The sequence below is a fragment of the Streptomyces sp. NPDC050743 genome, from assembly GCF_044456925.1.
GTDB lineage: Bacteria > Actinomycetota > Actinomycetes > Streptomycetales > Streptomycetaceae > Streptomyces.
The window spans coordinates 93,633-102,028 of sequence record NZ_JBITGJ010000027.1 but is presented as its reverse complement, the minus strand read 5'-3'; the positions used below and the strand labels follow the sequence as shown (position 1 = coordinate 102,028).

The 8,396-nt window shown below is 71.6% G+C and carries 8 protein-coding genes; 7 read left to right on the top strand and 1 reads right to left on the bottom strand.

The genetic code is table 11. The features are described 5' to 3' along the window. Nucleotides 1-155 precede the first annotated feature (155 nt). Nucleotides 156-833, bottom strand: coding sequence for a DUF461 domain-containing protein (locus tag ACIBJF_RS25220; protein ID WP_399176877.1), 678 nt, complete (start codon nucleotides 831-833; stop codon nucleotides 156-158). Nucleotides 834-1,449: 616 nt separating this feature from the next. Here ACIBJF_RS25220 and ACIBJF_RS25215 point away from each other — a divergent pair. The 7 genes from ACIBJF_RS25215 to ACIBJF_RS25185 all read left to right on the top strand — a co-directional run bounded on the left by ACIBJF_RS25215 (nucleotide 1,450) and on the right by ACIBJF_RS25185 (nucleotide 8,345). Further along, the gene (locus tag ACIBJF_RS25215; protein WP_003953493.1) at nucleotides 1,450-1,932 is read left to right on the top strand and encodes a CarD family transcriptional regulator; all 483 of its coding nucleotides are present in this window, start codon (nucleotides 1,450-1,452) and stop codon (nucleotides 1,930-1,932) included. A 322-nt stretch (nucleotides 1,933-2,254) separates the two neighbouring features. Then, nucleotides 2,255-3,007, top strand: coding sequence for a 2-C-methyl-D-erythritol 4-phosphate cytidylyltransferase (gene ispD / locus ACIBJF_RS25210; RefSeq protein ID WP_351805333.1), 753 nt, complete (start codon nucleotides 2,255-2,257; stop codon nucleotides 3,005-3,007). Continuing rightward, on the top strand, nucleotides 2,997-3,515 hold the full coding sequence (ispF, locus tag ACIBJF_RS25205) for a 2-C-methyl-D-erythritol 2,4-cyclodiphosphate synthase (protein WP_399176876.1): 519 nt from the start codon (nucleotides 2,997-2,999) through the stop codon (nucleotides 3,513-3,515). Before ispD ends, ispF begins: the two co-directional genes overlap by 11 nt. 91 nt (nucleotides 3,516-3,606) lie before the next feature. Further along, nucleotides 3,607-4,011 (top strand): PPOX class F420-dependent oxidoreductase, encoded by a 405-nt coding sequence (locus ACIBJF_RS25200; RefSeq protein WP_399176874.1) that lies wholly within the window; start codon nucleotides 3,607-3,609, stop codon nucleotides 4,009-4,011. Between the two features lie 60 nt (nucleotides 4,012-4,071). After that, nucleotides 4,072-5,472, top strand: coding sequence for a cysteine--tRNA ligase (gene cysS / locus ACIBJF_RS25195; RefSeq protein ID WP_399176872.1), 1,401 nt, complete (start codon nucleotides 4,072-4,074; stop codon nucleotides 5,470-5,472). A 93-nt stretch (nucleotides 5,473-5,565) separates the two neighbouring features. After that, entirely contained in the window at nucleotides 5,566-6,507 is a 942-nt protein-coding gene (rlmB, locus tag ACIBJF_RS25190; protein WP_399176870.1) for a 23S rRNA (guanosine(2251)-2'-O)-methyltransferase RlmB, read from the top strand. Between the two features lie 137 nt (nucleotides 6,508-6,644). Next, on the top strand, nucleotides 6,645-8,345 hold the full coding sequence (locus ACIBJF_RS25185) for a DoxX family membrane protein (protein WP_399176868.1): 1,701 nt from the start codon (nucleotides 6,645-6,647) through the stop codon (nucleotides 8,343-8,345). The last annotated feature ends 51 nt before the right edge of the window (nucleotides 8,346-8,396 follow it).

Sequence of the window (8,396 nt, the reverse complement as noted above, 5' to 3'; positions counted from 1 at the left end):
CGGGCCCCCCCGCCCTCCCTGGTCACGGCCGGGGGCGTGGCCTACAAGTCCGCGCCTAACGCCTAACCCGGCTTTGACCCCGGCCCCCCCCCCGGGGGCGCCCCCCCCCCGGGGGGGGGCCCCCCTTCGTCGTACGGCTGCTCAGTGGCGGTTGCTCACTGGCCCGCGGCCGACTGGGAGGCCGAGTCGGTCGGGGTCGCGCCCGTGGTCGCGGTGTCGGTTGCGGTCGCCGACGGGGTGGCCTTGCCGTGCTTGCCCGGCTTGGCGCTGCCGGAGGCGGTGGCGCCCGGGGCCCCGGTGACCGTCGCCGAGGCGGACGGGATCTCGCTCGGGCCCCACTTGTCGAAGTAGCCGGCGGCCGGCACCACGAAGGCGCGCAGGCTCACCGCACCGGTCCTGCTGAAGGTGAAGGTGACCTTCTGGGCGTTGCCGTCCTGGACGGCCTCGCGGCCGCTCGGGATCTCGGCGGAGGCGTTGCCCTTGCCGCCGAGGAGCAGGGAGCCGTGCGCCGGGACGGTCAGGCTGCCGCCCGTGGCCGGGGTCAGCTTCACGGACTCGGTGCTGCCCGGGATGGTGATCGACTGCAGGGTCTCGGCCTTGCCGCCCGCGTTGAACAGGGTCGCGGAGATCACGGCCGGACCCGTCGCCTTCAGGTCGGGCTGGGTGATGATCGTGGCGTTCTGGACCTTGATGTTGCCGACCGAGGTCGCGGCGTTGTCCGGCTTGATCCCCAGGGTCTGCGAGTTGTTGCCGGCGCCACAGGCGGCGAGCGAGGCGATCGAGAAGACGATGGCGGAGGCGGCGAGGGCGCCGCGTCGAAGGCTGCTGCTCACGGCGGCGGCAACTCCTTGAACGCGCGGGCGGCTCCCCTTATAAAGCCACCCTAAGTGTCTGTCAGCGGCCTTAGGTTACCGAGCCGTTCCCGAGCCGCCGCACCCGACCCTCCCCAAGCACCCCGCTTGCCTCCGGCTGGGGGTACCGCGACGCTTCGTCACTCCTGTCACAACTGACCCTCCAGTCACTTTGCCGAGCGCTCGTCCGCCATTCACATAACCACTCGCAAAATTTCCGTGAAGGAATGCGCGATCCCCTCGATGACCACCTCGATATTGATCACGCGCGCCGCTCCCGGCAGCGGTTGATCAATTCCGGAATCGGCCCGGATCGGGCCCTCGGGCCACCGAACGGAGTAGCGGAAGTCGTACGCTTGGAAGTGGACAAATCGGGACGTTAGTCCACTTGGAGACGGCTCGCAGAGTGTGTAACGTGCGCGTTTCACCTCGCCCGAAGAGCCCCTCCGACCTGCGAATTCCCGGTTCCGCAGACCCCTCGCAGCACGTTCCTGTCGCAGTTGTCAAGCCCCGAGATATGCCCTGACCTGCGAAAACGCCATTCAGAAGACGGCGTATCCGTGTTACCCTGGATAGCCACGGAAGGGGTACCTGTCACATGACGTTCAAGGTTGGCGACACCGTGGTCTATCCCCATCACGGGGCCGCGCTGATCGAGGCCATCGAAACTCGCCAGATCAAAGGCGTGGACAAGACCTACTTGGTGCTGAAGGTCGCCCAGGGTGACCTGACGGTACGTGTGCCAGCGGACAATGCTGAGTTCGTGGGCGTGCGTGATGTGGTCGGTCAGGACGGGCTGGACCGGGTCTTCGAGGTGCTGCGCGCGCCGTACGCCGAGGAGCCCACGAACTGGTCGCGCCGTTACAAGGCAAACCTGGAGAAGCTCGCCTCCGGCGATGTCATCAAGGTCGCGGAAGTCGTGCGTGACCTGTGGCGTCGCGAGCGGGAGCGAGGGCTCTCCGCCGGTGAGAAGCGCATGCTCGCCAAGGCCCGCCAGATCCTGGTGAGCGAGCTGGCTCTCGCGGAGAACACGAACGAGGACAAGGCCGAGGCCCTGCTCGACGAGGTGCTCGCTTCCTGACGCGTCACGGCAGCGAACCTTCGCTTCCGTCACGCTCAGCACAATGAAATGCCGCGGTGCCCGATGACACTGAACATGTCGCCGGGCGCTGCGGCATGTTCGTCCCCGGAAAAGCCGCAAAGCCGCAGCGCCGCCTCGGCAACCGGAAACGGGGCGCCGAAACGCCTGCCGCACACTCAGGGAAACCCCCCGATACTTGATGTGCCGGGCCCGGGCAGATGGCTCGACCAGGGTCACGGAAAGGGTCCGGTCAAGGCGTCGCGCCCGGCACTCCTCCAGGCCATACCCACCTAGGTCGAGCACACAAACCTGACAGGAACCGATGTCTGACGAATCGCGCCCTTCGCCCGCGCAGACCCCCGTCGCCGCCGTGATTCCCGCCGCCGGCCGGGGAGTACGCCTCGGCCCGGGCGCCCCCAAGGCGCTCCGCGCGCTGAACGGCACGCCCATGCTCATCCACGCGGTCCGCGCGCTCGCCGCGTCCCGCCATGTGTCCCTGGTGATCGTCGTGGCCCCGCCGGACGGCGCCGCCGAGGTCAAGTCGCTGCTCGACGCGCACGCCCTGCCCGACCGCACCGACTTCCTGGTCGTCCCCGGCGGGGACAGCCGCCAGGAATCGGTCAGGCTCGGCCTCGACGCCCTGCCCCCCGAGTACGGCGTCGTCCTCGTCCACGACGCGGCCCGCCCGCTCGTCCCGGTCGACACGGTCGACGCCGTCATCGAGGCCGTACGCGCGGGCGCCCCCGCCGTCGTCCCCGCGCTCCCGCTGGCCGACACCGTCAAGGAGGTCGAGCCCGCCACCGAGGCCGGCGCGCCCGAGCCGGTCGTCGCCACGCCCGAGCGCGCCCGTCTGCGCGCCGTCCAGACGCCCCAGGGCTTCGACCGCGCGACCCTGATCCGCGCCCACGAGACGGTCACCGACAACGTCACCGACGACGCGAGCATGGTCGAGCAGCTGGGCCTGACGGTCGTGGCCGTCCCCGGGCACGAAGAGGCCTTCAAGGTCACCCGGCCCCTCGACCTGGTCCTCGCCGAGGCGGTCCTGGCCCGCAGGAGGCTGAACGATGGCTTCTGAGGCATCGGACTTCCGGCCACCGCCGGGCGGCGTCCTGCCCCAGGTCGGCATCGGCACCGACATCCACGCCTTCGAGGAGGGCCGCGAGCTGTGGTGCGCGGGCCTGAAGTGGGAGGGCGAGGGGACGGGTCTGGCGGGGCACTCCGACGCGGACGTCGTCGCCCACGCCGCCTGCAACGCCCTCTTCTCCGCCGCCGGCCTCGGTGACCTGGGACAGCACTTCGGCACCGGCCGCCCCGAGTGGTCCGGCGCCTCGGGCGTGACCCTCCTGACCGAGGCGGCCCGGATCGTCCGCGAGGCCGGTTTCGCCATCGGCAACGTCGCCGTCCAGGTGATCGGCCCCCGCCCGAAGATCGGCAAGCGCCGGGACGAGGCGCAGAAGATCCTCTCCGAGGCGGCCGGCGCGCCGGTCTCCGTCTCGGGCGCCACGACGGACGGCCTCGGCTTCCCGGGCCGCGAGGAGGGACTGATGGCGATCGCCACGGCACTGGTGGTCCGTACCGGCTGAAGCCGCCGTTTTGCTCGTGGTGCGGGTGAGCCGAGGGCGTGCGAGGGTACCCACACGACCACCAGTGATCCCTGGACTCCGGAGGGTGCCCATGTCCGCCGTACTGTCCGACCAGCTCAAGTCCGTGCTCGACGGCAAGGTGTTCATCGTCGTCGGCACCCTCCAGCCCGACGGCAGCCCGCAGATGTCGCCGGTCTGGGTGAAGCGCGACGGCGACGACATCCTGTTCTCCACCACCGTCGACCGCCGCAAGTACAAGAACCTGGACCGCGACCCCCGGGTGACGGTGGTGGTCACCAACCCCGAGCAGCCCTACGAGTACGCCGAGATCCGCGGCACCGCCCAGCTGACCACCGAGGGCGGCCAGGAACTCATCGACGCGCTGAGCCAGAAGTACACCGGCCAGAAGTACGCGGACTTCAACCCCGACGCCGGTCAGGACGCCCAGCGGGTGGCCGTGCGGATCACGCCGCAGAAGGTGGTCGGCACGCTCTGACGCCCCGGCATTGTGGGGAAGGGGCATGAGGCACCCCCTCGCGCCCACTACCCTGGAGTGGTGACCATTCGCCTGTACGACACCAGCGCCCGGCAGATCCGTGACTTCACCCCGCTCAAGCCGGGCTGCGTCTCGATCTACCTGTGTGGCGCCACCGTGCAGGCGGCACCGCACATCGGGCACATCCGGTCGGGCCTGAACTTCGACATCATGCGCCGCTGGTTCGAGTACCGCGGCTACGACGTGACGTTCGTCAGGAACGTCACGGACATCGACGACAAGATCATCGCCAAGGCCCACGAGCAGGGCCGGCCGTGGTGGTCGATCGGGTACGAGAACGAACGCGCGTTCAACGAGGGCTACACCGCCCTCGGCTGCCTGCCGCCGACGTACGAGCCGCGCGCCACCGGCCACATCACCGAGATGGTCGAGATGATGCAGCGCCTCATCGAGCGCGGTCACGCCTACGCGGCCGACGGCAACGTCTACTTCGACGTACGGTCCTTCCCGCGGTACCTGGAGCTGTCCCGGCAGGAGCTGGACAACCTGCTCCAGCCCTCCGGCGAGGGCGAGACCGGCAAGCGGGACCCGCGCGACTTCGCCATGTGGAAGGCGGCGAAGCCGGGCGAGCCGACCTGGCCGACGCCGTGGGGAGAGGGCCGCCCCGGCTGGCACCTGGAGTGCTCGGCGATGGCGCACAAGTACCTGGGCAGCGCCTTCGACATCCACGGCGGCGGCCTCGACCTGATCTTCCCGCACCACGAGAACGAGATCGCCCAGGCCAAGGCCTACGGCGACGACTTCGCCCGGTACTGGGTGCACAACGCCTGGGTCACCATGGCCGGCGACAAGATGTCCAAGTCGCTGGGCAACTCCGTCCTCGTGTCCGAGATGGCCAAGCAGTGGCGGCCCATCGTGCTCCGCTACTACCTCGGCACTCCGCACTACCGCTCGATGATCGAGTACAGCGAGGAGTCGCTGCGCGAGGCCGAGTCGGCGTTCGCGCGGATCGAGGGCTTCCTGCAGCGCGTGACCGAGCTGGCCGGGAAGACCGTCGAACCGGCCGCCGAGGTCCCGCCCGCCTTCGCCGAGGCGATGGACGACGACCTGGGCGTCCCGCAGGCCCTCGCCGTCGTGCACACCACCGTCCGGCAGGGCAACAGCGCGCTGGCCGCCGACGACAAGGACGCCGCCGTCGCCCGCCTCGCCGAGGTACGGGCCATGCTCGGCGTCCTCGGACTCGACCCGCTGGACGCGCACTGGGCCGGTGAGGCGGACAAGGGCGAGGACCTGCATGGCGTGGTCGACAGCCTGGTCCGCCTGGTCCTCGACCAGCGCGAGTCCGCCCGCGCCCGCAAGGACTGGGCCACCGCCGACGCCATCCGCGATCAGCTGGGCCAGTCGGGCCTGGTCATCGAGGACAGCCCGCAGGGCCCGCGCTGGACCCTCGGGTCCCGGTAGGCCCCCGGTCCTTGATCGATTGTGCCGCCCGGCCCCCCGGGCGGCACACTGCATAGACGTACGCACACTTTTTCCGCAGAGAACAGGTAGGTCATGGCCGCGAACAACCGCCGCATGTCCGGCAAGAAGGGCGCGCAGGTCGGCAGCGGCGGCCAGCGGCGCCGGGGCCTGGAGGGCAAGGGCCCGACCCCGCCCGCCGAGATGCGCAAGGGTCACGCCAAGCAGCGCGCCGCCGCGGCCAAGGCCCGCCGCGCCCAGGGCCGCCCGGCGCAGCGCCGGGGCAGCGGCAAGTCGGCCTCCGAGCTGGTCGTCGGCCGTAACCCGGTGGTCGAGGCGCTGCGCGAGGGCGTCCCCGCCTCCACGCTCTACGTCCAGCAGTTCATCGACAACGACGAGCGCGTCCGCGAGGCCCTCCAGCTCGCCGCCGAGCGCGGCGGCATCAACCTGATGGAGGCCCCGCGCCCCGAGCTGGACCGCATGACCAACGGCCTCAACCACCAGGGCCTCGTCCTCCAGGTCCCGCCGTACGAGTACGCGCACCCCGAGGACCTCACCGACGCCGCCTACGACGAGTCCGAGGACCCGCTGATCGTCGCCTTGGACGGCGTCACCGACCCGCGCAACCTCGGCGCGGTCGTCCGCTCGGTCTCCGCCTTCGGCGGCCACGGCGTGGTCGTGCCCGAGCGCCGCTCGGCCGGCATGACCGCGGGCGCCTGGAAGACCTCCGCCGGCACGGCCGCCCGCACCCCGGTCGCCCGCGCCACCAACCTGACCCGCGCCCTGGAGGCGTACAAGAAGGCCGGCATCACGGTCGTGGGCCTGGCGGCGGACGGCGAGGTCGAACTCGGCGATCTGGAGGCCCTGGACGGCCCGGTCGTCATCGTCGTCGGCAGCGAGGGCAAGGGCCTGTCCCGCCTGGTCGGCGAGACCTGCGACTTCCGCGTCCGCATCCCGATGCCGGGCGGCGCGGAGTCGCTCAACGCCGGTGTGGCCGCGGGGATCGTGCTGTACGAGGCGGCCCGCAGGCGCGCCTGACGGGATGGAACACCCGTCCGGAATTTCACCCTTGCGGGGTAATTCTGGGGTCCATGTGGCGTTCGAGACTGCTTTGACGGGGTCCGGACACATCCGCCCGGTCAGAGCAGTGTCCTAACTCCACGTCACTCGGTTAGATGAGTGTGGACACCAGAACACCCCGCACACCCACGGGGGGACGCGCGTCGGGATTCCAGTCCGGGCTCGACGACGCTCCCGCGCTGAGCATGGTGAAGGTGCCGAGCGATCCGGCGCAGGTCATCGTCAATCACGCCAGCTTCCGCGTGCAGTTGGGCGCGTCGGCGAAGCGCGGCCCCTCCCCGCGGATCGCCCGGCATCCGAGCGCCCAGGACGCCGCCCGGATGCCCGTCCTGGGCACGGCGGGCCGGCCAGGCGCCGCCGCCGGCCGCCGCCGCCCCGTCGTGTGGAGCGGCAGGTCCGCCCCCGACGACACCGGCGCCCACCGGCTCCTCCAGGCCGTGCGGGGCAGCAGCGTCCGCCACATCGACGAACCCGAGCCCGGCGCCACGCAGGTCATCCCACGCCTCGGGACCGGCTACGCCTACGACGACCTGGACCGGACGGTCGAGACCCCGGTCGTCGGCCACCAGCGCACGGCGCCCGACACCGACGGCACCCGCCTGCTGCCGCACATGCGCACGGTCGGCGGCGCCTACGACGAACCCCCCTGCACCGACGCCGACTTCGGGGCCTACGAAGGCCACGACGGCTACGGCGGCTACGGCGACGGCGAGTACGGCGACTGCGACGACTACGGCACGTACGACGACTACGCCGACCCCGACGCCCCGCGCTCCACCCGCCGCCACGCGGACGACCCGGCCCGGCACGCCTACTACCCCGGCCGCCGGATGAACCTGGGCGTCGTCCTCCTCCCGCTGCGCATCTTCCTGGGCTTCATCTCCATCTACGCCGGCATGGGCAAGCTGTGCGACCCCGTCTACTTCGACGGCGGCAAGCGCGGTTCGATGGTCAAGTGGCTCAACACCCTGCACCCCTGGGACGTCGCCGAGCCGCTGCGCCAGTTCGCCCTGCACCACCCCGTCGGCTCCGGCCTGGTCATCGCCTTCCTCCAGGTGGTCGTCGGCGTCCTGACCGTCCTCGGCTGCTGGCAGCGCGTCGCCGCGGTCGTCGGGGCGCTGCTGTCCGCCGCCCTGATCGTCACGGTCAGCTGGAAGACGGTCCCCGCCTACGACGCCCCCGACATCATCTACCTGGCCGCCTGGTCCCCGCTGATCATCGCCGGCGCCCCCGTCTACTCCGTGGACGGCCGCCTCGCCGCCGGTGCCTGGCGCCGCCTCGGCCCCCGCGCCGACATCTGGGACCTGCGCCGCTACGTCCTGCGCCGCGGCGCCCTGATCACGGCCATCACGGTCGGCGTCGCCCTGCTCGTGGGCTCGCTGCTCGGCGGCGCCGTGCGCGACTCCAGCCGTGTCGTCGTCCCCGGCCCGGGCGAGGCCCCCCGCAACAACCTCCCCGGTTCCCCGGTCCCGCAGCAGCCCGGCGCGCGGCACAAGAAGACCCCGGCGGCCTCCACCTCGCCCTCAGGCGGCGCCACGGCCGGCGCGAGCCCCTCCGGCGCGGCGGCGACCCCGGGCGCCACCCGCACCGCGGGCGGTACGACCACGACGCCCAGCCAGACCCAGGGCACCTCGGGCCAGATTCCGCCCCGCCAGTCCTCCCCGACCGGCGGCGCCCCGAGCACGACGGCGGGCCCGACCAGCTCCGGCGGCGGGTCCAGCTCCGGTGGCACCGGCAGCTCGGGCGGCTCCTCGTCCAGCGGCCAGCCGGGCCTGGTGGGCGGCCTGCTGGGCTAGCTCGTCCGGCAGGCAGGCAGGGCGAGCGGAAGGCCCCGTACCGCGAAAGGT

Bases quoted from the DNA above. Each gene is read 5' to 3' on its own strand.
- ACIBJF_RS25215 (WP_003953493.1), top strand. From the start codon at position 1,450: ATGACGTTCAAGGTTGGCGACACCGTGGTCTATCCCCATCACGGGGCC.
- ispD (WP_351805333.1), top strand. From the start codon at position 2,255: ATGTCTGACGAATCGCGCCCTTCGCCCGCGCAGACCCCCGTCGCCGCC.
- ispF (WP_399176876.1), top strand. From the start codon at position 2,997: ATGGCTTCTGAGGCATCGGACTTCCGGCCACCGCCGGGCGGCGTCCTG.
- ACIBJF_RS25200 (WP_399176874.1), top strand. From the start codon at position 3,607: ATGTCCGCCGTACTGTCCGACCAGCTCAAGTCCGTGCTCGACGGCAAG.
- rlmB (WP_399176870.1), top strand. From the start codon at position 5,566: ATGGCCGCGAACAACCGCCGCATGTCCGGCAAGAAGGGCGCGCAGGTC.
- ACIBJF_RS25185 (WP_399176868.1), top strand. From the start codon at position 6,645: ATGAGTGTGGACACCAGAACACCCCGCACACCCACGGGGGGACGCGCG.